Here is a 25,581-nt window from a genome sequence, read left to right on the forward strand (position 1 = left end):
TTCTTACACTCCGGATTCGCGAAAATGGATATCGCTGACTGCGCGCAAACGCTCTGCTGCCTGTTCTGCGGTCAGGTCTCGCTGGGTCTCTGCCAGCATTTCATAACCAACCATAAATTTACGTACGGTGGCGGAGCGCAACAGAGGCGGATAAAAGTGCGCGTGCAGCTGCCAGTGTTGATTCTCTTCGCCATTAAATGGCGCGCCGTGCCAGCCCATAGAGTAGGGGAAGGAGCACTGGAAGAGGTTGTCATAACGACTGGTCAGCTTTTTCAACGCCAGCGCCAGATCGCTGCGCTGGGCGTCGGTCAAATCGGTGATCCGTAAAACGTGGGCTTTGGGCAGCAGTAGCGTTTCGAACGGCCAGGCAGCCCAGTAAGGCACTACGGCTAACCAGTGTTCGGTTTCAACAACGGTACGGCTACCGTCTGCCAGCTCGCGCTGAACATAATCCACCAGCATTGGTGATTTCTGCTCGGCAAAATATTCTTTTTGCAGGCGGTCTTCGCGCTCAGCTTCGTTAGGCAGGAAGCTATTTGCCCAAACCTGTCCGTGCGGATGCGGGTTAGAGCAGCCCATCGCCGCGCCTTTGTTTTCAAAGACCTGCACCCATGGGTACGTTTTCCCCAGTTCTGCGGTTTGCTCCTGCCAGGTTTTGACGATTTCCGTCAATGCCGCAACACTGAGCTCTGGCAGCGTTTTACTGTGATCCGGTGAAAAGCAGATCACCCGGCTGGTACCGCGCGCGCTCTGGCAACGCATCAAAGGATCGTTGCTTTCTGGCGCATCTGGCGTGTCAGACATCAAGGCCGCAAAGTCATTAGTGAAAACGTAAGTCCCGGTGTAATCGGGGTTTTTATCGCCTGTCACCCGCACATTACCTGCGCAGAGGAAGCAATCTGGATCGTGCGCAGGTAACACCTGTTTGGCTGGCGTTTCCTGCGCCCCCTGCCAGGGGCGCTTAGCGCGGTGCGGTGAAACCAGAATCCATTGCCCGGTGAGCGGGTTGTAGCGGCGATGTGGATGATCAACGGGATTAAATTGCGTCATGGTCGTTCCTTAATCGGGATATCCCTGTGGATGGCGTGACTGCCAGTGCCAGGTGTCCTGCGCCATTTCATCGAGTGTGCGCGTTACGCGCCAGTTCAGTTCACGGTCGGCTTTGCTGGCGTCCGCCCAGTAGGCCGGAAGGTCGCCCTCGCGACGCGGTGCAAAATGATAGTTAACCGGTTTGCCGCAGGCTTTGCTGAAGGCATTAACCACGTCCAGCACGCTGCTGCCTACGCCAGCACCGAGGTTGTAGATGTGTACGCCTGGCTTGTTCGCCAGTTTTTCCATCGCCACGACGTGACCGTCCGCCAGATCCATTACGTGGATGTAATCGCGTACGCCAGTACCGTCTTCGGTCGGATAATCGTTACCAAAAATCGCCAGCGAGTCGCGACGGCCTACAGCAACCTGGGCGATGTATGGCATCAGGTTATTCGGAATGCCTTGCGGATCTTCGCCCATATCGCCCGACGGATGCGCGCCAACCGGGTTGAAATAGCGCAGCAGGGCAATGCTCCAGTCCGGCTGGGCTTTTTGCAGATCGGTGAGGATCTGTTCCACCATCAGCTTGCTTTTGCCGTAAGGGCTTTGCGGTGTGCCGGTCGGGAAGCTTTCAACGTATGGAATTTTGGGCTGATCGCCATAAACGGTGGCGGAGGAGCTAAAAATAAAGTTTTTGACGTTAGCGGCGCGCATGGCGCTAATCAGGCGCAGAGTACCGTTGACATTGTTGTCGTAATATTCCAGCGGTTTTTGTACCGATTCGCCAACGGCTTTCAGCCCGGCGAAGTGGATCACGGTGTCGATAGCGTGATCGTGCAGGATCTCGGTCATCAACGCTTCGTTACGGATATCGCCTTCAACAAACGTTGGATGTTTGCCGCCTAAACGCTCGATAACAGGCAGTACGCTGCGCTTACTGTTACAGAGGTTATCAAGAATGATGACATCATGACCGTTTTGCAGTAGTTGCACGCAGGTATGACTTCCAATGTAACCGCTACCACCGGTAACCAGAACTCTCATAATTCGCTCCATTAGGCTTATGGTATGAAATAACCATAGCATAACAAAGATGCGAAAAGTGTGACATGGAATAAATTAGTGGAATCGTTTACACAAGAGTTTAGCCATTTTTTATGTGCGATTAAGTGATTATAAAACAGAGGGTTTATGAATGATTGCGCTTTTTATCTGAAAAAAAGACGCGGTTTCATGCCTGCATGCGTCGAACCGTTGGCCGGAGAGGGCGCTTAGGCCGCCTCCGGCAAGGTCAGCACTACCGACTCAATATATTTTTGTCAGCACATAGCGATAGAGTCCACCGTCCGGCACGAACTCAAGACGATGGGTAATACAGGCAGGTGCATCTTCAGCGTGGTGCGAAACAAACAACAATTGCGTTTCACCTTCGCTAATCAGCACATCAACAAAACGGCGGATAAGCTGGCGATTGAGCGGATCAAGCCCCTGTAGTGGTTCATCGAGAATAAGCAACGTCGGATGTTTCACCAGCGCGCGGACGATCAGCGCCAGACGCTGCTGTCCCCAGGAAAGACTATGGAAAGGAGCGTCAGCGGTGCGTTTATCAATGCCGAGAATATCCAGCCACTGCTGCACCAGTTTTTGCTGGCGATCCGAAACGGCCTGATAAATGCCAATCGAATCAAAATACCCCGAAAGAATAACGTTACGCACGGTAGTACTGACACGGTAATCCAGATGCAAACTACTGCTGACGTAACCAATATGTTTTTTGATGTCCCAGATGGTTTCACCGCTGCCCCGACGCCGTCCGAAAAGCGTTAAATCGTTGCTGTATCCCTGCGGATGATCGCCAGTGATAAGGCTCAATAACGTCGATTTTCCCGCGCCATTTGGCCCGACAATTTGCCAGTGCTCGCCAGGATTCACCTGCCAGCTAAGGTTATTAAGAATGGGGCGATCGTTATAAAAAACCACGCCATTATTCAGCACAATGCGCGGTTCGTTGGTGGGTAAGGCGTGACGTGCTGAAGGTTCATCCGGCTCCGGCAGTTGCACACCTTCAAGCTGTTCGCTATGCGCCAGTTGCGCGACGAGTGCTTGTTGGAGCAGTTCCTCTTTAGCGCCAGTTTCCGCTAACGTGCAATCCGCCAGCACGCCAGCAAACTGGACAAATTCCGGGATCTCATCGAAGCGATTGAGCACCAGTACCAGAGTAATACCGGACTGATGTAACGAGGCGAGTCGCTCAGCCAACTGCTGACGTGAGGCAACATCCAGGCCATCGAACGGCTCATCAAGAATCAACAAGTCAGGCTCCGACATCAGCGCCTGACACAGCAGGGTTTTTCGCGTCTCGCCAGTGGAAAGGTATTTAAAGCGTCGGTCGAGGAGGGCGGTAATACCGAACTGCTGTGCCAGTTGCATGCAGCGCGGTGCATCCTTTACTTCATCCTGAATAATCTCAGCCGTAGTGCGTCCGGTGTCATCTTCGCCAGGGCCGAGCATATCGGTGTTATTCCGCTGCCATTCGTCGCTGACGAGCTTTTGCAATTGCTCGAAGGAGAGACGAGTGATGTGGGAAAACTGGCTTTGCCGTTCACCTTTCAAAAGCGGAAGTTCCCCCGCCAGCGCGCGGGCCAGCGCCGATTTCCCGCTTCCATTCGAACCGACAAACGCCCAACTATCACCCGCGTTTAACGTTAGCTGAGGCAATTGCAGCGTTTTTGTGTCGCCAAGACGAAACGTGCCTTGCAAAATTTGCAACGATGACATTTTATATCCCATTTTGTGCAGCGATTACTGACAGGGATACGTGTTTCATAACAAATTGTCAACACGCTTAGCACAGCGTGGCGATAATCACGCTGTCGGCATTAAAGTAGGCCGTGACATTCTGTCCTTGCTGAAGAGAAGTCGCTTCATTTACCGGCACTGTGGCGCACAGTGTTTGCCCGTCCGGTAGCGCCATTAATACTTCGCACTGCTCTGCGCCGCGCTCAATATGACTAATAATACCCGGTAATTGGTTGTCAGCGTTTTGCGCGACCGCTTCGTCCTGAGTAATGCCTACCCACGGCGCTTTTAGCAATATCAACACTTCTTTGCCTTCATCCAGCCCCAGACGCGCGCCGCTTTGTGCGGTAATTGCGACTTTCAGGCGTGTTTTTCCATCAGCCAGTAAGACATCAACATGCTGTTGAACGTCATCATGATCGCGGGCGGTGATGGTACCGAACCACTGGTTACGGGCGCTGGTTTGCAGTGAAAAACGTGAGATCGCGGCCAGCAGGCTGTTCAGCGGCAGGGCGTCATCGTCACTTAACACATCAAAGGCTTTTTGCTGGATTTGCGCCAGTAAGTCATAGAGCTGAATCAGTCGCTGACCATAGCGGGTCAGTACTGCGCCGCCGCCACCTTTACCGCCTGTTGCACGCTCGACCAGAATATGCTCACTTAACTGATTCATCTCGTTAATGGCATCCCAGGCGCTTTTATAGCTGATACCGGCATCTTTCGCTCCCTGGCTAATGGAACCGGAAAGCGCAATGTGTTTTAGTAGCGAAATGCGGCGCGGGTCGGCGAATAATTTTTGTTGGAGCTTAAGGGTGAGAAGGATTTCGGCCTGCATAACAATGTCCTGGCAAAAGTCTTATTGTGACGGAAAACGAACGCCACGCAAAGCTGACCGCACAAAAGGGGAGTGCTTTTCTGTGCTTAGCGGTTAGAATAGTCTCATGACTATATCTGGAGTTGACCATGTTAGAGTTATTAAAAAGTCTGGTATTCGCCGTAATCATGGTACCTGTCGTGATGGCCATCATCCTGGGTCTGATTTACGGTCTTGGTGAAGTATTCAACATCTTTTCTGGTGTTGGTAAAAAAGACCAGCCCGGACAAAATCATTGATTCCCTGAATGCCCGCTTAGTCGGGCATTTTCTTTTTCTCAACTTCCTGCTTTTCCTGCCGATATTTTTTCTTATCTACCTCACAAAGGTTAGCAATAACTGCTGGGAAAATTCCGAGTTAGTCGTTATATTGTCGCCTACATAACGTTACATTAAGGGGTTACCAATGGCTCGTAAATGGTTGAACTTGTTTGCTGGGGCGGCACTCTCTTTCGCTGTTGCTGGCAATGCACTGGCAGATGAAGGGAAAATCACGGTGTTCGCCGCCGCATCACTGACTAACGCAATGCAGGACATTGCTACGCAGTATAAAAAAGAGAAAGGCGTGGATGTGGTTTCTTCTTTCGCTTCGTCATCTACTCTCGCCCGTCAGATTGAAGCGGGTGCGCCTGCGGATCTGTTTATTTCTGCCGATCAGAAATGGATGGATTATGCGGTTGATAAAAAAGCGATCGATACAGCTACGCGTCAGACACTGCTCGGCAATAGCCTGGTCGTTGTAGCACCGAAAGCCAGCGAGCAGAAAGATTTCATCATCGACAGCAAAACCAACTGGACTTCGCTGCTGAATGGCGGTCGCCTGGCGGTTGGCGATCCGGAACATGTTCCCGCTGGCATTTATGCAAAAGAAGCACTGCAAAAACTGGGCGCATGGGATACGCTCTCTCCGAAACTGGCCCCAGCGGAAGATGTTCGTGGGGCGCTGGCGCTGGTCGAACGTAACGAAGCGCCTCTGGGCATTGTCTACGGTTCTGATGCAGTTGCCAGCAAAGGGGTAAAAGTGGTTGCCACCTTCCCGGAAGATTCACATAAAAAAGTGGAATATCCGGTTGCTGTTGTGGAAGGGCATAACAATGCGACAGTGAAAGCATTTTATGATTATCTGAAAGGGCCGCAGGCTGCGGAAATCTTTAAACGTTACGGATTTACAACCAAGTAATGATACTGACCGATCCAGAATGGCAGGCAGTTTTATTAAGCCTGAAAGTTTCTTCCCTGGCTGTGCTGTTTAGCCTGCCGTTTGGGATCTTTTTTGCCTGGTTACTGGTGCGTTGCACGTTTCCGGGCAAAGCTCTGCTCGACAGCGTACTGCATCTACCGCTGGTGTTACCGCCCGTGGTCGTCGGTTACTTATTATTAGTTTCGATGGGACGGCGCGGATTTATCGGTGAACGTCTGTATGACTGGTTTGGCATTACCTTCGCCTTTAGCTGGCGCGGCGCGGTTCTCGCTGCCGCCGTCATGTCGTTTCCGCTGATGGTGCGGGCAATTCGTCTGGCGCTGGAAGGAGTTGATGTCAAACTGGAACAGGCCGCAAGAACACTGGGTGCCGGGCGCTGGCGCGTTTTCTTTACTATCACGTTACCGCTGACCTTACCGGGAATTATTGTTGGTACGGTACTGGCTTTTGCTCGTTCTCTCGGTGAATTTGGCGCAACCATCACCTTTGTGTCGAACATTCCTGGTGAAACGCGAACCATTCCTTCTGCCATGTATACCCTGATTCAGACCCCCGGCGGGGAAAGTGGCGCAGCGAGACTGTGCATTATTTCTATTGCGCTGGCGATGATCTCCCTGTTGATTTCAGAATGGCTGGCCAGAATCAGCCGTGAACGGGCGGGGCGCTAATCATGCTGGAACTGAATTTTTCCCAGACGTTGGGCAACCATTGCCTGACCATTAATGAAACGCTGCCCGCCAATGGCATCACTGCTATCTTTGGCGTCTCCGGTGCCGGAAAAACTTCGCTGATTAACGCCATCAGTGGACTGACGCGCCCGCAAAAAGGGCGGATTGTCCTCAATGGGCGGGTACTAAATGATGCCGAAAAAGGTATCTGCCTGACGCCGGAAAAGCGTCGCGTTGGCTATGTTTTTCAGGATGCGCGGCTGTTTCCGCATTACAAAGTGCGTGGCAATCTGCGCTACGGCATGGCGAAAAGCATGGTCGATCAGTTCGATAAGCTGGTGGCGCTTTTAGGCATTGAACCGTTGCTTGACCGTTTACCAGGCAGCCTGTCCGGAGGCGAAAAACAGCGCGTAGCGATTGGGCGGGCTTTGCTGACGGCACCAGAATTGCTGTTGCTGGATGAACCGCTGGCGTCACTGGATATTCCGCGTAAACGCGAACTGTTGCCTTATCTGCAACGTCTGACGCGGGAAATCAACATCCCGATGTTGTATGTCAGCCATTCGCTGGATGAGATCCTCCATCTGGCAGACAGAGTGATGGTACTGGAAAACGGTCAGGTGAAAGCCTTTGGCGCGCTGGAAGAAGTCTGGGGTAGTAGCGTGATGAATCCGTGGCTGCCGAAAGAGCAACAAAGTAGCATTCTGAAAGTGACGGTACTTGAGCATCATCCGCATTACGCGATGACTGCGCTGGCGCTGGGCGATCAGCATTTGTGGGTCAATAAGCTGGACGAACCGCTGCAAGCTGCGCTACGTATCCGCATTCAGGCTTCCGATGTTTCTCTGGTTTTACAACCGCCGCAGCAAACCAGCATTCGTAACGTATTGCGGGCAAAAGTTGTTAATAGTTATGACGACAACGGCCAGGTGGAAGTGGAACTGGAAGTCGGCGGTAAAACGCTGTGGGCGCGTATCAGCCCGTGGGCCAGGGATGAACTGGCGATCAAACCTGGCCTGTGGCTGTACGCGCAAATTAAAAGTGTGTCGATAACCGCCTGATTAAATCAGGTGGCTATAAATGAACTGGGCAATGCTGTCGGTGGTGTTATCACCAATCACAATGTTGGCGCGCGCTTTTACCGCGTCATCGGCGTTGCCCATCGCCACGCCTGTACCAGCGGCCTCCAGCATACTGATATCATTAAAGTTATCGCCGAACGCCACGACGTTTTCCATCGACCAGCCTTGCGCCTCAACCCATTTCGTCAAACGTTTACCTTTGCTGTTGCCGCCGCGTGCAATATCAACCTGATCGTGCCAGGACCATTCACACTCCAGTCCCAGTTCATGTTCGACATGCTTACCAAAATGCTGCAATTGCGGCAGGTCATCGTGCGTCAGGGCGAACTTCCATACGGCGTTAACTTGTTGCGCCGTTTCAGCCAGAGAAGCGACTTGTGTGAAAGTCGGACGCTGTTCCGGCGGCAGGGTTTGCGCCCAGTTAGACGTGCGAATGACATGCCCGGTCGGGTGCTCATAGACCATTGCATCATCGACATACATCAGACCGTGAATGTGGTGTTCATTCAGCATCTCAATGAGTTGCAGGGCTTTATTAACGGGCATTGGGTCCGCTTCCAGCACGGTTTTTGCATGATAATCATACAAATAGGTGCCATTACAGCAAATAGCAGGTGTATCCAGCGCCAGCGCCTGATAAAAAGGATGAATAGCGACGTGATGGCGACCTGTGACGATGATTAATTGATAGCCTGCTTCGCGAGCGCGGGCCAGGGCTTCTATCGATGATGGAAGCAAGGTCTTTTTCGGGGTCAATAAGGTGCCGTCTAAGTCGAGAGCAATCACGCGTGTGGTCATGGCGTATTCCAGATTAAGGTTAAGAATTTACTTCTGCGCGAATGGTACACCGATACCACTATCGGACAAAATTCTGCGTTTTAATTCAGCATTCACCGCCAAAAGCGACTAATTTTAGCTGTTACAGTCAGTTGCTAAATGCAAAGGAGCATTCATGAAGCAAACAGTTTATATCGCCAGCCCTGAGAGCCAGCAAATTCACGTCTGGAACCTGAATCATGAAGGCGCACTGACGCTGACACAGGTTGTCGATGTGCCGGGGCAGGTGCAACCGATGGTGGTCAGCCCGGACAAACGTTATCTCTATGTTGGTGTTCGCCCTGAGTTTCGCGTCCTGGCGTATCGTATCGCCCCGGACGATGGCGCACTGACCTTTGCCGCAGAGTCTGCGCTGCCGGGTAGTCCGACGCATATTTCCACCGATCACCAGGGGCAGTTTGTCTTTGTAGGTTCTTACAATGCGGGTAACGTGAGCGTAACGCGTCTGGAAGATGGCCTGCCAGTGGGCGTCGTCGATGTGGTCGAGGGGCTGGACGGTTGCCATTCCGCCAATATCTCACCGGACAACCGTACGCTGTGGGTTCCGGCATTAAAGCAGGATCGCATTTGCCTGTTTACGGTCAGCGATGATGGTCATCTGGTGGCGCAGGACCCTGCGGAAGTGACTACCGTTGAAGGGGCCGGCCCGCGTCATATGGTATTCCATCCAAACGAACAATATGCGTATTGCGTCAATGAGTTAAACAGCTCAGTGGATGTCTGGGAACTGAAAGATCCGCACGGCAATATCGAATGTGTCCAGACGCTGGATATGATGCCGGAAAACTTCTCCGACACCCGTTGGGCGGCTGATATTCATATTACCCCGGATGGTCGTCACTTATATGCCTGTGACCGTACCGCCAGCCTGATTACTGTCTTCAGCGTTTCGGAAGATGGCAGCGTGTTGAGTAAAGAGGGCTTCCAGCCAACTGAAACCCAGCCGCGCGGCTTTAATATCGATCACCGTGGTAAGTATCTGATTGCCGCCGGGCAAAAATCTCACCATATCTCGGTATACGAAATTGTTGGTGAGCAGGGGCTACTGCATGAAAAAGGCCGCTATGCGGTCGGGCAGGGACCGATGTGGGTGGTGGTTAACGCACACTAACCGCTGATTTACCCGGCGCAGTCTCTCCTGCGCCGGTGTATTAACCTATCTCCTGTAACGCATGTCTCTGGCGTTCGACGATATTGGTCCACAAATTGTCTTTATCGTCAGTCCACAAATTAATCAGCAAGGCAAAAAAGCGTTCAGCTGCCGGAGAAAGCACGGCATCTTTGCGGCGAATAATCCCCAATGTCCGACGTATAACGGGTTCCACCAGTGGGATACCAATAATCGAAGAATAGGGCGCATGGGGCATTGCCAGACCAGGAAGCGCTGAAATCCCCAGTCCTGCCTCCACCAGTCCTAATGACGTCGAAAGATGACGCACTTCGTAAAACCAGTCCAGCTTCCAGGGCTTGTCGGCTAGCTGTTGTTCTATCAACAGTCGGTTGCCGCTGGAGGAGCGTACGCCAATCATTTTGTAACCCACTAACTCCTGCCATTCTACAAGCTGCTTTTTGGCCAATGGATGGTCACGCCGACAGGCCAGCACGAACGGCTCGTTGACCAGTGGGCTAAAATCAATGGATGAATTTGTGACGTTGTTCATGTTTATGCCAAAGTCTGATTCGTTACATAGCACCGATTCCATGCAATTATTCGTGCCTTGTTCCAGAATCCGCACTTTAATATTGGGATACAGCTCATTAAATTTACCGATTGCCAGCGGTAAAAAATAAAATACTGCGGTCGGAATACACGCTAACGTCACCATACCACGATGATAAGCATTCATATCACGAATATTAAAAAGCGTTTCATCGAATTTCTTTATTAATTCCCGCGCCTCCGGGAGCAACCTTTTTCCTGCTTTTGTTAACGTAACCTTGCGAGTTGTACGCTCAAATAGTTGAATATGTAAATCTTCCTCCATCTTTTTTATTCTTCGCGTTAATGCAGGTTGCGTAATGTTGAGTAATTTAGCGGCATTGTTAAATGAACTGGACTCTGCCAGTATGACAAATGCCTTCATACTTGATAATTCATGCTTCATTATTACTCCGGAAAATGGAAGCGTTGATTTTGGGTGGCTGGCCGTTAAAAATTTTAACTGCATTTAGCCAACTTAAATTAATGAAAAAATGTTATTAATCGTTGAGCTAAAGTCATTAGAGATGCTTTGCCCTTAATGTAACCATATCGCAATAAGTTATGTTTTTAAATTGAGGGCATTATTATGAAAAAAATACCCTGCGTGATGATGCGAGGTGGAACCTCGAGGGGCGCGTTCCTGTTAGCGGAACATTTACCCGAAGATCAAACGCAGCGCGATAAAATATTGATGGCAATTATGGGTTCCGGTAACGATCTGGAAATTGACGGTATTGGCGGCGGTAATCCACTGACCAGTAAAGTCGCCATTATAAGCCGTTCCAGCGATCCGCGTGCTGATGTTGATTATCTGTTTGCTCAAGTTATCGTCCATGAGCAACGTGTCGATACCACGCCTAACTGCGGCAATATGCTGTCTGGCGTTGGGGCATTCGCCATTGAAAATGGTTTGATTGCAGCGACTTCGCCAGTTACCCGCGTACGTATCCGCAACGTCAATACGGGTACGTTCATCGAAGCTGATGTGCAAACGCCAAATGGTGTTGTCGAGTACGAGGGTAGTGCCAGAATTGACGGCGTACCGGGTACTGCCGCACCGGTTGCGCTCACTTTCCTGAATGCCGCTGGAACCAAAACCGGAAAAGTTTTCCCGACTGATAATCAGATTGATTATTTTGACGATGTCCCGGTGACCTGTATCGATATGGCGATGCCAGTCGTCATTATTCCGGCTGAATATCTGGGAAAAACAGGCTATGAATTACCGGCGGAACTGGATGCCGACAAAGCATTATTAGCCCGCATTGAATCTATCCGTCTACAAGCGGGTAAAGCAATGGGCTTAGGTGATGTCAGTAATATGGTTATCCCTAAACCTGTGCTTATTTCTCCAGCGCAGAAAGGCGGGGCAATTAATGTGCGTTATTTTATGCCGCATTCTTGCCATCGCGCGTTGGCGATAACCGGTGCTATTGCTATTTCCAGTAGTTGTGCATTGGAAGGCACCGTCACCCGACAAATCATCCCTTCTGTAGGATATGGCAATATCAATATTGAACACCCCAGTGGTGCGCTCGACGTTCATTTAAGTAATGAAGGTCAGGATGCCACGACGTTACGCGCATCTGTTATTCGGACGACCAGAAAAATATTTTCCGGTGAAGTTTATCTTCCCTGAAAAGATTCGTTGTCAGGATAAGGACAATCAATAAAGGACTTCTGTATGAGTCATACAGAAAGAACAGGATTTTAAATGAATAAGAAATCGTTATGGAAGCTAATTCTGATATTAGCGATCCCATGTATTATTGGCTTTATGCCAGCTCCGGCAGGATTAAGCGAACTGGCGTGGGTGCTTTTTGGTATTTACCTGGCGGCCATTGTGGGGCTGGTTATCAAGCCTTTCCCGGAACCTGTCGTACTGTTAATTGCCGTTGCTGCCTCCATGGTGGTGGTCGGTAACTTATCCGACGGTGCGTTTAAAACCACCGCCGTATTAAGCGGTTACTCTTCAGGTACTACCTGGCTGGTGTTCTCGGCGTTTACCTTAAGCGCCGCATTTGTGACCACCGGTTTAGGTAAACGTATTGCCTATCTGCTGATTGGTAAAATCGGTAACACCACGCTGGGTCTGGGTTACGTTACGGTTTTCCTCGATCTGGTACTGGCTCCGGCAACACCGTCTAACACCGCGCGTGCGGGCGGCATTGTGTTACCGATCATCAACAGCGTGGCGGTGGCTTTGGGGTCCGAACCGGAAAAAAGTCCGCGTCGTGTCGGACATTACCTGATGATGTCCATTTACATGGTCACCAAAACCACCAGCTATATGTTCTTTACCGCAATGGCGGGGAACATTCTGGCGCTGAAAATGATCAACGACATTCTGCACCTGCAAATTAGCTGGGGTGGATGGGCGCTGGCCGCCGGATTGCCGGGCATCATTATGCTGCTGGTCACCCCGCTGGTGATTTACACCATGTATCCACCAGAAATTAAGAAGGTGGATAACAAAACCATCGCTAAAGCGGGCCTTGCCGAACTGGGACCGATGAAAATCCGCGAAAAAATGCTGCTCGGTGTCTTTGTGCTGGCGCTGCTGGGCTGGATTTTCAGTAAGTCTCTGGGGGTTGATGAATCCACCGTGGCAATCGTTGTTATGGCGACTATGCTGCTGCTGGGTATCGTTACCTGGGAAGACGTGGTTAAAAATAAAGGCGGCTGGAATACCTTAATCTGGTACGGCGGTATTATCGGCTTAAGCTCCTTATTATCGAAAGTTAAATTTTTCGAATGGTTAGCTGAAGTCTTTAAAAATAACCTGGCATTTGATGGTCACGGTAACGTTGCTTTCTTCGTTATTATTTTCCTCAGCATCATCGTGCGTTATTTCTTCGCTTCCGGTAGTGCCTATATCGTTGCTATGTTACCGGTATTTGCCATGCTGGCGAACGTCTCCGGCGCACCGTTAATGTTAACCGCGCTGGCACTGTTGTTCTCCAACTCCTATGGCGGCATGGTTACTCACTATGGCGGCGCGGCAGGTCCGGTCATCTTTGGCGTGGGTTACAACGATATTAAATCCTGGTGGTTGGTCGGTGCGGTACTGACGATATTAACCTTCCTGGTGCATATCACCCTCGGAGTGTGGTGGTGGAATATGCTGATCGGCTGGAACATGCTGTAAATATACTCGTCATACTTCAAGTTGCATGTGCTGCGTCTGCGTTCGCTCACCCCAGTCACTTACTTATGTAAGCTCCTGGGGATTCACTCGCTTGTCGCCTTCCTGCAACTCGAATTATTTAGAGTATATCCATTTATTTTCTTGCTGCGCACTTCACGGTGCGCAGATGTCTGGAGCATTTGATGATCAAGTTATCTGAAAAAGGCGTGTTTCTCGCCAGTAATAACGAAATAATTGCCGAAGAACATTTCACCGGCGAAATTAAAAAAGAAGAAGCCAAAAAAGGCACTATTGCCTGGTCTATTCTCTATTCTCATAATACGTCCGGAAATATGGATAAACTTAAAATTAAGTTTGATTCATTAGCCTCTCACGATATTACCTTTGTTGGTATTGTACAGACCGCTAAAGCGTCCGGAATGGAACGTTTCCCGCTGCCGTATGTGCTGACCAACTGCCATAACTCACTCTGCGCCGTCGGCGGCACCATTAACGGTGATGACCATGTTTTTGGTTTATCGGCAGCTCAGCGTTATGGCGGTATTTTTGTGCCTCCGCATATTGCGGTCATCCATCAATATATGCGTGAGATGATGGCAGGCGGGGGCAAAATGATCCTCGGGTCAGACAGCCACACCCGTTACGGTGCATTAGGGACAATGGCAGTCGGTGAGGGCGGCGGTGAGTTGGTAAAACAGCTGCTTAATGACACCTGGGATATCGACTATCCGGGAGTTGTTGCGGTGCATCTGACCGGAAAACCAGCGCCGTATGTGGGGCCGCAGGATGTGGCGCTGGCTATCATCGGTGCCGTGTTCAAAAACGGCTACGTCAAAAACAAAGTGATGGAATTCGTAGGTCCCGGTGTTGCTGCGCTCTCTACCGATTTCCGTAACAGCGTTGACGTTATGACCACTGAAACGACCTGTTTAAGTTCTGTCTGGCAAACCGATGAAGAAGTCCATAACTGGCTGACGCTGCACGGTCGCGGCCAGGATTACTGCCAGCTTAACCCTCAACCGATGGCGTACTACGATGGCTGCATCAGCGTTGATTTAAGTGCCATCAAACCAATGATTGCGCTGCCGTTCCACCCGAGCAACGTGTATGAAATCGACACACTGAACCAGAACCTGACCGACATTCTGCGTGAGATTGAAATTGAGTCCGAACGCGTGGCGCACGGTAAGGCCAAACTCTCGCTGCTGGATAAAGTGGAAAATGGTCGCCTGAAAGTGCAGCAGGGGATTATCGCGGGCTGTTCTGGCGGTAACTACGAAAACGTCATCGCGGCGGCGAATGCACTGCGCGGTCAATCCTGTGGCAATGACACCTTCTCGCTGGCGGTTTACCCGTCATCACAGCCGGTGTTTATGGATTTAGCCAAAAAAGGTGTGGTAGCAGATTTGATTGGCGCAGGCGCAATTATCAGAACCGCGTTCTGTGGCCCATGCTTTGGCGCGGGCGATACGCCAATCAACAACGGTTTGAGTATTCGCCACACCACGCGTAACTTCCCGAACCGCGAAGGCTCTAAGCCAGCTAATGGGCAGATGTCAGCGGTGGCGTTGATGGACGCTCGTTCTATCGCTGCGACTGCGGCAAACGGTGGCTATTTAACCTCTGCCAGCGAACTTGATTGCTGGGACAACGTGCCGGAGTACGCCTTCGATGTAACGCCGTATAAAAACCGTGTTTATCAGGGCATTGTGAAAGGGGCAACTCAGCAACCGCTGATTTACGGACCGAACATTAAAGACTGGCCGGAATTGGGGGCGCTGACTGACAATATCGTCCTCAAAGTGTGCTCGAAGATCCTCGACGAAGTGACCACCACCGACGAACTGATTCCTTCCGGTGAAACCTCTTCTTATCGTTCAAATCCGATTGGTCTGGCGGAGTTTACCCTGTCACGCCGCGATCCAGGTTATGTTGGCAGAAGTAAAGCGACTGCTGAGCTGGAAAATCAGCGTCTGGCGGGGAATGTCAGCGAGCTGACAGAGGTGTTTGCGCGCATTAAGCAGATTGCTGGTCAGGAGCATATTGATCCGCTGCAAACTGAAATTGGCAGCATGGTCTATGCGGTGAAACCAGGCGATGGTTCTGCGCGTGAACAGGCGGCGAGTTGTCAGCGTGTGATTGGCGGTCTGGCGAATATTGCCGAGGAGTACGCGACTAAACGCTACCGTTCTAACGTCATCAACTGGGGGATGTTACCTCTGCAGATGGCGGAAGTGCCAACCTTTGAAGTGGGGGATTACATTTACATCCCTGGCATTAAAGCGGCGCTGGATAATCCGGGTACGACGTTTAAAGGTTATGTGATCCATGAAGATGCGCCGGTAACGGAAATTACGCTCTATATGGAAAGTCTGACTGCTGAAGAGCGCGAGATTATCAAGGCGGGTAGTTTGATTAACTTCAATAAAAACCGTCAGATGTAAAAAGCGCCATGTGAATGTAGGTCGCATTCGGCACTTATTGTCGGATGCGATGCTGGCGCATCTTATCCGACCTACAAATCGCATCGAACCGTAGGCCGGATAAGGCGTTTACGCCGCATCCGGCAAATAGTTAATAGCTCTTACTTCTTCGCCTCTGCAACCACTTTGCTACCCACGCCGCGGTTATTGTATTCCCACATGCGGTTGTAGTTAGTGTCATTCAGATTGCGCTGTATTTCGTCGCTATCGTCAACGCTGCCGGTGTTACCCGCAAACGGACGATTAGAGATCACCGCATCGCCCCACGGTTTAGCCGTATTAAAACCTTCGTTGATGGCGCTATCACGGATCACCACCTGACCGTTGGTATTGGCATCAACATCCAGCGAGCGGCCCAGTTGTGCCACGCCATCACCGGAAGCATTGAAACGGCTGTTTACGGCGAGGAAACCGTAGTAAATGTTGGACAGCGTAGCCGGTGCAAACACATACGCTTCTTGCTGAGTACGTGAGTTCACCACGCGGAATTCGGTGTTATCGAACACCACTGCGCCGCGACCAGAAACGATATCCACATCCCCTTCAATGTAGCTGTTGGTCACCAGCGTACGCGGCTGACGATTCGTTTCCAGACGGTTCTGCACACCGCTGTTGGTGACAAAGAAGGTGTTCTGACGACCGAGAATGTTAACGTTGTTAATCTGTACCTGGTCACCGTCAGTACGCAGTGCCACCGCCGGATGGTTACCCGCATCTACGCTATCACCCAGCGTGTTTTCGATGGTCAGGTTTTGCAGTTGCAGGCCATTGTTTTGTGACCAGAAGACCGCAGAACACAGAACACCGATACTGTCGCTGCGTTTGCTCTGGCAGCTATCGTACATATACCACGCTGGTTTACCTGGCATATATTTGCCGCGCGGGTTGACGTCGTGACGCCAGTCGGCAGGGCTCATGCCCCCATCAAGGGAAAGCCCAATCTTCACATCAATCGGTTTTTCACCTGTACCGTACAGAGTAATTCCACCTGGAGCAGCAGGGACATACACCGTTCCCTGATACTCACCAGGCATCACGGCAATATACTGGCGCTTGTTGGTGCGCTTGATAATTGCCGCATCTACCGCCGCCTGAATCGTGGTATGCGTTACACCTTGAGTACCCGCCGGGCCGACAACAAAGTCAGGTTGCGCAGGCAGGGTTATCGGGGACGGATTCCACGCTGCAGCACCTGGTGTCAGGGATGCAAAATAGTGTTGAGCATCGAAATTCTGCGCTTCTTTTGCCGACAGAATCGGGCGAGAAGAGGTACCAGGCGCAGTTTGATCAGAAGGACGTTGATCGGGTGGTGTTGAGCTACAGGCGGTCAGCGTCACGCCAAAAGCCAATGCCAGCGCCAGACGGGAAACTGAAAATGTGTTCACAGGTTGCTCCGGGCTATGAAATAGAAAAATGAATCCGTTGAAGCCTGCTTTTTTATACTAACTTGAGCGAAACGGGAAGGTAAAAAGACAAAAAGTTGTTTTTAATACCTTTAAGTGATACCAGATAGCATTGCGCCATCTGGCAGAGTGATTAACTAAACATCGCGGTAATCGATGCGCTTGCCAGAGAGTGGAAATGAACGTTAAACCCGACCATCGCGCCGCTGGCTCCTTCATCGACATCAATACGCTCTACATCCAGCGCGTGAACGGTAAAAATGTAGCGATGGGTTTCGCCTTTCGGTGGCGCTGCGCCATCGTATCCGGTTTTACCAAAATCGGTACGCGTCTGCAAAACGCCGTCTGGCATTGCTACCAGACCAGAGCCAAACCCTTGCGGTAATACGCGGGTATCAGCGGGTAAATTAACAACTACCCAGTGCCACCAGCCGGAGCCGGTTGGCGCATCCGGGTCGTAGCATGTGACAACAAAACTTTTCGTTCCCGCAGGAACATCATCCCACGCCAGATGCGGTGAAATATTATCGCCATCGTAACCCATGCCGTTAAAGACATGACGATGCGGCAACTTATCGCCATCGCGCAGATCGTTACTGATGAGTTTCATAAACCCTCCTTTCTAGTTTGCAGAAAGTGTAGCCAGAAACCCTCACGCTGACTTCCCGTTATTGGCAAAAAAATGTTTCATCCTGTACCGCGCGGTTAACCGCTGCGGTCAGACGCTGCAACTGTTGCGGGAGAATAATATAGGGCGGCATCAGGTAAATCAGTTTGCCAAAAGGCCGGATCCAGACACCCTGTTCGACAAAGAATTTTTGCAGCGCCGCCATATTCACCGGACGAGTGGTTTCGACCACACCGATTGCCCCCAGTACGCGCACATCGGCAACCATTTCGGCATCACGGGCTGGTGCCAGTTGCTCGCGCAGCTGTACTTCAATAGCCGCCACCTGCTGCTGCCAGTCGCCAGATTCGAGAATCGCCAGGCTGGCGTTTGCTGCTGCGCAGGCCAGCGGATTGCCCATAAAAGTTGGCCCGTGCATAAAGCAGCCGGCTTCGCCGTTACTGATGGTTTCCGCAACCTCGCGCGTGGTGAGTGTGGCGGAAAGGGTCATTGTGCCGCCGGTTAAGGCTTTACCGAGGCACAAAATGTCCGGCGCGATTTCTGCATGTTCACAGGCAAACAGTTTGCCAGTACGACCAAATCCGGTGGCGATCTCGTCGGCAATCAGCAAGATACCTTCGCGATCGCACATTTTGCGGATTCGTTTTAACCATTCCGGATGGTACATGCGCATCCCGCCTGCGCCCTGGACAATCGGTTCAATGATCACCGCCGCGATTTCATGACGATGCGCCGCCATCAGGCGGGCAAAGCCCACCATATCGCGCTCATCCCATTCACCATCCATGCGGCTTTGCGGGGCGGGAGCAAACAAGTTTTCTGGCAGATAGCCTTTCCACAGGCTGTGCATTGAGTTGTCCGGATCGCACACCGACATCGCGCCAAAGGTATCGCCATGATAACCATTGCGGAAGGTCAGAAAACGCTGGCGCGCTTCGCCTTTGGCCTGCCAGTACTGCAACGCCATTTTCATCGCCACTTCCACCGCTACGGAGCCGGAGTCCGCGAGAAAAACGCACTCCAGCGGTTGCGGCGTCATCGCCACCAGTTTGCGGCACAGCTCAATGGCTGGCGCATGAGTGATACCGCCAAACATCACATGCGACATGGCATCAATTTGCGTCTTCATCGCCGCATTAAGCTGCGGGTGATTGTAGCCGTGGATCGCCGCCCACCAGGACGACATACCGTCAACCAGGCGTCTGCCATCAGACAAAATTAGCTCGCAACCTTCGGCGCTTGCCACCGGATAAACCGGTAACGGGGAGGTCATGGATGTGTATGGGTGCCAGATATGGCGTTGGTCAAAGGCAAGATCGTCCGTTGTCATAATCGACTTGTAAACCAAATTGAAAAGATTTAGGTTTACAAGTCTACACCGAATTAACAACAAAAAACACGTTTTGGAGAAGCCCCATGGCTCACCGCCCACGCTGGACATTGTCGCAAGTCACAGAATTATTTGAAAAACCGTTGCTGGATCTGCTGTTTGAAGCGCAGCAGGTCCATCGCCAGCATTTCGATCCTCGTCAGGTGCAGGTCAGCACGTTGCTGTCGATTAAGACCGGAGCTTGTCCGGAAGATTGCAAATACTGCCCGCAAAGCTCGCGCTACAAAACCGGGCTGGAAGCCGAGAGGTTGATGGAAGTTGAACAGGTGCTGGAGTCGGCGCGCAAAGCGAAAGCGGCAGGATCGACGCGTTTCTGTATGGGCGCGGCGTGGAAGAATCCCCACGAACGCGATATGCCGTACCTGGAACAAATGGTGCAGGGGGTAAAAGCGATGGGGCTGGAGGCGTGTATGACGCTGGGCACGTTGAGTGAATCTCAGGCGCAGCGCCTTGCGAACGCCGGGCTGGATTACTACAACCACAACCTCGACACCTCGCCGGAGTTTTACGGCAATATCATCACCACACGCACTTATCAGGAACGCCTCGATACGCTGGAAAAAGTGCGCGATGCCGGGATCAAAGTCTGCTCAGGTGGGATTGTGGGCTTAGGCGAAACGGTAAAAGATCGCGCCGGATTATTGCTGCAACTGGCAAACCTGCCGACGCCGCCGGAAAGCGTACCAATCAACATGCTGGTGAAGGTGAAAGGCACGCCGCTGGCGGATAACGATGATGTCGATGCCTTTGATTTTATTCGCACCATTGCCGTAGCGCGGATCATGATGCCGACCTCTTACGTACGCCTTTCTGCCGGACGCGAGCAGATGAACGAACAGACTCAGGCAATGTGCTTTATGGCTGGCGCAAACTCGATTTTCTACGGTTGTAAACTGCTAACCACGCCGAATCCGGAAGAAGATAAAGACCTGCAACTGTTCCGCAAACTGGGGCTAAATCCGCAGCAAACTGCCGTGCTGGCGGGCGATAACGAACAACAGCAGCGTCTGGAACAGGCACTGATGACCCCGGACACTGACGAATATTACAACGCGGCAGCACTATGAGCTGGCAGGAGAAAATCAACGCGGCGCTCGATGCGCGGCGTGCTGCCGATGCCCTGCGTCGCCGTTATCCAGTGGCGCAAGGAGCCGGACGCTGGCTGGTGGCGGACGATCGCCAGTATCTGAACTTTTCCAGTAACGATTATTTAGGTTTAAGCCATCATCCGCAAATTATCCGTGCCTGGAAGCAGGGGGCGGAGCAATTTGGCGTCGGTAGCGGCGGCTCCGGTCACGTCAGCGGTTATAGCGTGGCACATCAGGCGCTGGAAGAAGAACTGGCCGAGTGGCTGGGCTATTCGCGGGCACTGCTGTTTATCTCTGGTTTTGCCGCTAATCAGGCGGTCATTGCCGCGATGATGGCAAAAGAGGACCGCATTGTCGCTGACCGGCTAAGCCATGCCTCATTGCTGGAGGCTGCCAGTTTAAGCCCGTCGCAGCTTCGCCGTTTTTTTCATAACGATGTCACTCATCTGGCGCGACTGCTTGCTTCCCCCTGTCCGGGGCAGCAACTGGTGGTGACAGAAGGCGTGTTCAGCATGGACGGCGATAGTGCGCCACTGGCGGAAATCCAGCAGGTAACGCAACAGCACAATGGCTGGTTGATGGTCGATGATGCCCACGGCACGGGCGTTATCGGGGAGCAGGGGCGCGGCACCTGCTGGTTGAAAAAGGTAAAACCAGAATTGCTGGTAGTGACTTTTGGCAAAGGATTTGGCGTCAGCGGGGCTGCGGTGCTTTGCTCCAGTACGGTGGCGGATTATCTGCTGCAATTCGCCCGCCATCTTATCTACAGCACCAGTATGCCGCCCGCTCAGGCGCAGGCATTACGTGCGTCACTGGCGGTAATTCGCAGTGATGAGGGTGATGCACGGCGCGAAAAACTGGCGGCACTCATTACGCGTTTTCGTGCCGGAGTACAGGATTTGCCGTTTACGCTTGCTGATTCATGCAGCGCCATCCAGCCATTGATCGTCGGTGATAACAGCCGTGCGTTACAACTGGCAGAAAAACTGCGCCAGCAAGGCTGCCGGGTCACGGCGATTCGCCCGCCAACCGTACCCTCTGGTACTGCGCGACTGCGCTTAACGCTAACCGCAGCGCATGAAATGCAGGATATCGACCGTCTGCTGGAGGTGCTGCATGGCAACGGTTAATAAACAAGCCATTGCAGCGGCATTTGGTCGGGCAGCCGCGCACTATGAGCAACACGCAGAGTTACAGCGCCAGAGTGCTGATGTCTTACTGGCAATGCTCCCACAGCGTAAATACACCCACGTACTGGACGCGGGGTGTGGGCCTGGCTGGATGAGCCGCCACTGGCGAGAGCGTCACGCGCAGGTGACGGCGTTAGATCTCTCGCCGCCAATGCTTGCGCAAGCCCGCCAGAAAGATGCTGCAGACCATTATCTGGCGGGAGATATCGAATCCCTGCCGTTAGCGACTGCGACGTTCGATCTTGCATGGAGCAATCTCGCGGTGCAGTGGTGCGGTAATTTATCAACGGCACTCCGCGAGCTGTATCGGGTGGTGCGCCCCGGAGGCGTGGTCGCGTTTACCACGCTGGTGCAGGGATCGTTACCCGAACTGCATCAGGCGTGGCAGGCGGTGGACGAGCGCCCGCATGCTAATCGCTTTTTACCGCCAGATGAAATCGAACAGTCACTGAACGGCGTGCATTATCGACATCATATTCAGCCCATCACGCTGTGGTTTGATGATGCGCTCAGTGCCATGCGTTCGCTGAAAGGCATCGGTGCCACGCATCTTCATGAAGGGCGCGACCAGCGAATATTAACGCGTTCACAGTTGCAGCGATTGCAACTGGCCTGGCCGCAACAACAGGGGCGATATCCTCTGACGTATCATCTTTTTTTGGGAGTGATTGTTCGTGAGTAAACGTTATTTTGTCACCGGAACGGATACCGAAGTGGGGAAAACTGTCGCCAGTTGTGCACTTTTACAAGCCGCAAAGGCAGTAGGTTATCGGACGGCAGGTTATAAACCGGTCGCCTCTGGCAGCGAAAAGACCCCGGAGGGTTTACGTAATAGTGACGCGTTGGCGTTACAGCGCAACAGCAGCCTTCTGCTGGATTACGCAACGGTAAATCCTTACACCTTCGCAGAACCCACCTCACCGCACATCATCAGCGCGCAAGAGGGCAGGCCGATAGAATCATCGGTAATGAGCGCCGGATTACGCGCGCTTGAACAACAGGCTGACTGGGTGTTAGTGGAAGGCGCTGGCGGCTGGTTTACGCCCCTTTCCGACACTTTCACTTTTGCGGATTGGGTAACACAGGAACAACTGCCGGTAATACTGGTGGTTGGCGTGAAACTCGGCTGTATTAATCACGCGATGTTGACTGCACAGGCAATACAACACGCCGGACTGACGCTGGCGGGTTGGGTGGCGAATGATGTCACGCCTCCGGGAAAACGTCACGCTGAATATATGACCACGCTCACCCGCATGATTCCCGCGCCGCTGCTGGGAGAGATCCCCTGGCTTGCAGAAAATCCAGAAAATGCGGCAACCGGAAAGTACATAAACCTTGCCTTGTTGTAGCCATCCTGTATTTGGTTAAATTGCGAGCGAGATCGCGTCTTCGATTGACTGCAATTTAACCAATTAAATTCTAAAATAATCATGAAAAAAATTTTACTTCCGCATCATGCGGCGAATGTGGGAATTGCCCAGGCGGCGGGGGATAGGGGCTGCAGACAGTTATCCACTATTCCTGTGGATAACCATGTGTATTAGAGTTAGAAAACACGAGGCAAGCGAGAGAATACGCGGCTTGCACGCGAATTGGCGTTAAAGACGGCTCAAAGAAATATCTTTTATTTTTTAACTGGTTAGATAATTGCAATGGCAGTCACTGAACAGGCATCTCTTGCCATAAAACTGACATCACTCATCTTGACAAATGTTAAAAAAGCCGTTGCTTTGGGGATAACCCGGTAAGGTCCGAGTTTTATCTCGCCACAGAGTAAATTTTGCTCATGATTGACAGCGGAGTTTACGCTGTAACAGAAATATTATGGTGATGAACTGTTTTTTTATCCAGTATAATTTGTTGGCATAATTAAGTACGACGAGTAAAATTACATACCTGCCCGCCCAACTCCTTCAGGTAGCGACTCATGAGTAAACCGTTCAAACTGAATTCCGCTTTTAAACCTTCTGGCGATCAGCCAGAGGCGATTCGACGTCTCGAAGAGGGGCTGGAAGATGGCCTGGCGCACCAGACGTTACTTGGTGTGACTGGTTCCGGGAAAACCTTCACCATTGCCAATGTCATTGCTGACCTTCAGCGCCCTACCATGGTACTTGCGCCCAACAAAACGCTGGCGGCCCAGCTGTATGGCGAAATGAAAGAGTTCTTCCCGGAAAACGCGGTGGAATATTTCGTCTCCTACTACGACTACTATCAGCCAGAAGCCTATGTACCGAGTTCCGACACCTTCATTGAGAAAGATGCCTCGGTAAACGAACATATCGAACAGATGCGTTTGTCCGCCACCAAAGCGATGCTGGAGCGGCGTGATGTGGTTGTGGTCGCGTCTGTTTCCGCGATTTATGGTCTGGGCGATCCTGATTTATATCTCAAGATGATGCTCCATCTCACGGTCGGTATGATTATCGATCAGCGCGCGATTCTGCGCCGACTGGCGGAGCTGCAATACGCTCGTAATGATCAGGCATTCCAGCGCGGTACTTTCCGCGTTCGTGGCGAGGTGATTGATATATTCCCGGCAGAATCGGATGACATTGCACTTCGCGTGGAACTGTTTGACGAGGAAGTGGAACGATTGTCGTTATTTGACCCGCTGACCGGGCAGATTGTTTCCACTATTCCACGTTTTACCATCTACCCGAAAACGCACTACGTCACACCGCGCGAGCGCATCGTACAGGCGATGGAGGAGATCAAAGAAGAGCTGGCCGCCAGACGCAAAGTGCTGTTGGAAAACAACAAACTGCTGGAAGAGCAGCGGCTGACCCAGCGTACCCAGTTTGATCTGGAGATGATGAACGAGCTGGGCTACTGTTCGGGGATTGAAAACTACTCGCGCTTCCTCTCTGGTCGTGGACCGGGTGAGCCACCGCCGACGCTGTTTGATTACCTGCCTGCCGATGGGCTGCTGGTGGTCGATGAATCTCACGTCACCATTCCACAAATTGGCGGCATGTATCGCGGTGACCGGGCGCGTAAAGAGACACTGGTGGAGTACGGCTTCCGCCTGCCATCAGCGCTGGATAACCGTCCGCTGAAATTTGAAGAGTTCGAAGCATTAGCGCCGCAAACCATCTATGTTTCGGCGACGCCAGGTAATTATGAGCTGGAAAAATCCGGCGGCGATGTGGTGGATCAGGTGGTGCGTCCAACCGGATTGCTTGATCCGATTATCGAAGTGCGGCCAGTGGCGACACAGGTTGATGATCTTCTTTCGGAGATTCGTCAGCGAGCGGCAATTAACGAACGCGTACTGGTCACCACACTCACCAAGCGGATGGCGGAAGATCTCACCGAATATCTCGAAGAACATGGCGAGCGCGTGCGTTATCTTCACTCGGATATCGACACCGTCGAACGTATGGAGATTATCCGCGACTTGCGTCTGGGTGAGTTCGACGTGCTGGTGGGGATCAACTTACTGCGCGAAGGTCTGGATATGCCGGAGGTTTCGCTGGTGGCGATCCTCGACGCTGACAAAGAAGGCTTCCTGCGTTCCGAACGTTCGTTGATCCAGACCATTGGTCGTGCGGCACGTAACGTTAACGGTAAAGCGATTCTCTACGGCGATAAGATCACCCCATCAATGGCGAAAGCGATTGGCGAAACCGAACGTCGCCGCGAGAAACAGCAGAAGTACAACGAGGAACACGGCATTACGCCGCAAGGCTTGAACAAGAAAGTGGTCGATATCCTGGCGTTGGGGCAGAACATTGCTAAAACCAAAGCGAAGGGCAGAGGAAAATCGCGACCGATTGTTGAGCCGGATAATGTGCCGATGGATATGTCGCCTAAAGCGTTGCAACAGAAAATCCATGAGCTGGAAGGGTTAATGATGCAACACGCGCAGAATCTGGAGTTCGAAGAAGCGGCACAAATTCGTGACCAGTTGCATCAGCTGCGTGAATTGTTTATCGCGGCTTCGTGACAGGATAACGAAGAAGACAGATGACAAAAGCAAAATTGCCTGATGTGCTACGCTTATCAGGCCTACATGATTCTGCAATACATTGAATTAGCGCGGTTTGTAGGC

The 25,581-nt window shown here is 51.9% G+C and carries 22 protein-coding genes; 13 read left to right on the plus strand and 9 right to left on the minus strand.

Translation table 11 applies throughout. The features are described from left to right. Positions 1-3: 3 nt before the first annotated feature. The 4 genes from galT to modE form a co-directional block, all read right to left on the minus strand. A complete protein-coding gene (galT, locus tag ACJHW7_RS00340; RefSeq protein WP_000191517.1) occupies positions 4-1,050 on the minus strand; it encodes a galactose-1-phosphate uridylyltransferase in 1,047 nt (348 codons plus the stop codon). Positions 1,051-1,059: 9 nt separating this feature from the next. After that, complete coding sequence (galE, locus tag ACJHW7_RS00345; protein WP_001265443.1) at positions 1,060-2,076, minus strand: UDP-glucose 4-epimerase GalE; 1,017 nt, start codon at positions 2,074-2,076, stop codon at positions 1,060-1,062. A gap of 261 nt (positions 2,077-2,337) precedes the next feature. Further along, entirely contained in the window at positions 2,338-3,810 is a 1,473-nt protein-coding gene (gene modF, locus ACJHW7_RS00350; RefSeq protein WP_021556609.1) for a molybdate ABC transporter ATP-binding protein ModF, read from the minus strand. Positions 3,811-3,877: 67 nt separating this feature from the next. Next, complete coding sequence (gene modE, locus ACJHW7_RS00355; RefSeq protein WP_001147439.1) at positions 3,878-4,666, minus strand: molybdenum-dependent transcriptional regulator; 789 nt, start codon at positions 4,664-4,666, stop codon at positions 3,878-3,880. 128 nt (positions 4,667-4,794) lie between these two features. Between modE and acrZ the strand changes: the two genes are divergently transcribed. The 4 genes from acrZ (at position 4,795) to modC (ending at position 7,634) form a co-directional block, all read left to right on the plus strand. Beyond that, positions 4,795-4,944: a multidrug efflux pump accessory protein AcrZ gene (gene acrZ / locus ACJHW7_RS00360; RefSeq protein WP_000891515.1), complete on the plus strand. Its 150-nt coding sequence runs from the start codon at positions 4,795-4,797 to the stop codon at positions 4,942-4,944. Positions 4,945-5,110: 166 nt separating this feature from the next. Next, complete coding sequence (gene modA / locus ACJHW7_RS00365; RefSeq protein WP_000101990.1) at positions 5,111-5,884, plus strand: molybdate ABC transporter substrate-binding protein; 774 nt, start codon at positions 5,111-5,113, stop codon at positions 5,882-5,884. Beyond that, positions 5,884-6,573, plus strand: a complete 690-nt coding sequence (modB, locus tag ACJHW7_RS00370; protein ID WP_000604034.1) for a molybdate ABC transporter permease subunit — start codon at positions 5,884-5,886, stop codon at positions 6,571-6,573. The genes modA and modB overlap by 1 nt, the downstream gene beginning before the upstream one ends. A 2-nt stretch (positions 6,574-6,575) precedes the next feature. After that, positions 6,576-7,634, plus strand: coding sequence for a molybdenum ABC transporter ATP-binding protein ModC (gene modC / locus ACJHW7_RS00375; protein WP_000891683.1), 1,059 nt, complete (start codon positions 6,576-6,578; stop codon positions 7,632-7,634). On the opposite strand, the gene ybhA is transcribed toward modC, so the two are convergent. Then, positions 7,635-8,453 (minus strand): bifunctional pyridoxal phosphate/fructose-1,6-bisphosphate phosphatase, encoded by an 819-nt coding sequence (gene ybhA, locus ACJHW7_RS00380; protein ID WP_000213425.1) that lies wholly within the window; start codon positions 8,451-8,453, stop codon positions 7,635-7,637. A 154-nt stretch (positions 8,454-8,607) separates the two neighbouring features. Between ybhA and pgl the strand changes: the two genes are divergently transcribed. Further along, positions 8,608-9,603 carry a 6-phosphogluconolactonase gene (gene pgl / locus ACJHW7_RS00385; protein WP_000815433.1) on the plus strand — a complete coding sequence of 332 codons (996 nt, stop codon included), beginning with the start codon at positions 8,608-8,610 and terminating at the stop codon, positions 9,601-9,603. 40 nt (positions 9,604-9,643) lie between these two features. On the opposite strand, the gene ACJHW7_RS00390 is transcribed toward pgl, so the two are convergent. Then, positions 9,644-10,597 (minus strand): LysR family transcriptional regulator, encoded by a 954-nt coding sequence (locus ACJHW7_RS00390; protein WP_001312682.1) that lies wholly within the window; start codon positions 10,595-10,597, stop codon positions 9,644-9,646. 183 nt (positions 10,598-10,780) lie between these two features. Between ACJHW7_RS00390 and ACJHW7_RS00395 the strand changes: the two genes are divergently transcribed. The 3 genes from ACJHW7_RS00395 to ACJHW7_RS00405 all read left to right on the plus strand — a co-directional run bounded on the left by ACJHW7_RS00395 (position 10,781) and on the right by ACJHW7_RS00405 (position 15,786). Beyond that, positions 10,781-11,833, plus strand: a complete 1,053-nt coding sequence (locus tag ACJHW7_RS00395; protein WP_000723649.1) for a 4-oxalomesaconate tautomerase — start codon at positions 10,781-10,783, stop codon at positions 11,831-11,833. 75 nt (positions 11,834-11,908) lie between these two features. Further along, complete coding sequence (locus ACJHW7_RS00400) at positions 11,909-13,342, plus strand: anion permease (RefSeq protein WP_001036475.1); 1,434 nt, start codon at positions 11,909-11,911, stop codon at positions 13,340-13,342. A 182-nt stretch (positions 13,343-13,524) separates the two neighbouring features. Next, on the plus strand, positions 13,525-15,786 hold the full coding sequence (locus ACJHW7_RS00405) for a hydratase (RefSeq protein ID WP_040234616.1): 2,262 nt from the start codon (positions 13,525-13,527) through the stop codon (positions 15,784-15,786). A gap of 140 nt (positions 15,787-15,926) precedes the next feature. Here the strand turns inward: ACJHW7_RS00405 and ACJHW7_RS00410 are convergent, their stop codons facing one another. From ACJHW7_RS00410 to bioA, 3 genes are all read right to left on the minus strand, one after another. Then, a complete protein-coding gene (locus ACJHW7_RS00410) occupies positions 15,927-17,210 on the minus strand; it encodes a putative acyl-CoA thioester hydrolase (RefSeq protein WP_001091577.1) in 1,284 nt (427 codons plus the stop codon). 151 nt (positions 17,211-17,361) lie between these two features. Next, a complete protein-coding gene (locus tag ACJHW7_RS00415; protein ID WP_000767391.1) occupies positions 17,362-17,838 on the minus strand; it encodes a kinase inhibitor in 477 nt (158 codons plus the stop codon). A 58-nt stretch (positions 17,839-17,896) separates the two neighbouring features. Beyond that, the gene (gene bioA / locus ACJHW7_RS00420) at positions 17,897-19,186 is read right to left on the minus strand and encodes an adenosylmethionine--8-amino-7-oxononanoate transaminase (protein ID WP_021556611.1); all 1,290 of its coding nucleotides are present in this window, start codon (positions 19,184-19,186) and stop codon (positions 17,897-17,899) included. 86 nt (positions 19,187-19,272) lie between these two features. Between bioA and bioB the strand changes: the two genes are divergently transcribed. The 5 genes from bioB to uvrB all read left to right on the plus strand — a co-directional run bounded on the left by bioB (position 19,273) and on the right by uvrB (position 25,476). Beyond that, on the plus strand, positions 19,273-20,313 hold the full coding sequence (gene bioB / locus ACJHW7_RS00425) for a biotin synthase BioB (protein ID WP_000951213.1): 1,041 nt from the start codon (positions 19,273-19,275) through the stop codon (positions 20,311-20,313). After that, positions 20,310-21,464 (plus strand): 8-amino-7-oxononanoate synthase, encoded by a 1,155-nt coding sequence (gene bioF, locus ACJHW7_RS00430; protein ID WP_000118812.1) that lies wholly within the window; start codon positions 20,310-20,312, stop codon positions 21,462-21,464. Before bioB ends, bioF begins: the two co-directional genes overlap by 4 nt. Next, positions 21,451-22,206, plus strand: a complete 756-nt coding sequence (bioC, locus tag ACJHW7_RS00435; RefSeq protein WP_000246794.1) for a malonyl-ACP O-methyltransferase BioC — start codon at positions 21,451-21,453, stop codon at positions 22,204-22,206. The genes bioF and bioC overlap by 14 nt, the downstream gene beginning before the upstream one ends. Beyond that, positions 22,199-22,876 (plus strand): dethiobiotin synthase, encoded by a 678-nt coding sequence (gene bioD, locus ACJHW7_RS00440; protein WP_021556612.1) that lies wholly within the window; start codon positions 22,199-22,201, stop codon positions 22,874-22,876. The genes bioC and bioD overlap by 8 nt, the downstream gene beginning before the upstream one ends. Positions 22,877-23,454: 578 nt before the next feature. After that, a complete protein-coding gene (uvrB, locus tag ACJHW7_RS00445) occupies positions 23,455-25,476 on the plus strand; it encodes an excinuclease ABC subunit UvrB (protein ID WP_000042533.1) in 2,022 nt (673 codons plus the stop codon). The last annotated feature ends 105 nt before the right edge of the window (positions 25,477-25,581 follow it).

The organism is Escherichia sp. WS1152, from assembly GCF_046487665.1.
GTDB lineage: Bacteria > Pseudomonadota > Gammaproteobacteria > Enterobacterales > Enterobacteriaceae > Escherichia > Escherichia coli.